Raw genomic sequence first — 285 nt, 5'->3', positions numbered from 1 at the left:
CTCATCGTTTACGGCGTGGACTACCAGGGTATCTAATCCTGTTTGCTCCCCACGCTTTCGTGCCTCAGCGTCAGTCACTGTCCAGCAAGGCGCCTTCGCCACGGGTATTCCTCCACATCTCTACGCATTTCACCGCTACACGCGGAATTCCCCTTGCCTCTCCAGCACTCAAGTCAAGCAGTTTCCAGAGCCATCCCATGGTTGAGCCATGGACTTTCACTCCAGACTTGCTCGACCGCCTACGCACCCTTTACGCCCAGTGATTCCGGACAACGCTCGCCCCCT

Annotated in this window: 1 rRNA gene; it reads right to left on the bottom strand. The window is 57.2% G+C overall.

Annotation, left to right across the window (positions count from 1 at the left end):
* Positions 1–285, bottom strand: a 16S ribosomal RNA gene (locus AC27E8_RS00240); the annotation flags it as partial.

It is taken from the genome of Alicyclobacillus sp. CIJ1 (genome assembly GCF_057538885.1).
The sequence above is the reverse complement of the archived record's forward strand: the minus strand, read 5'-3'. Positions and strand labels throughout refer to the sequence as shown.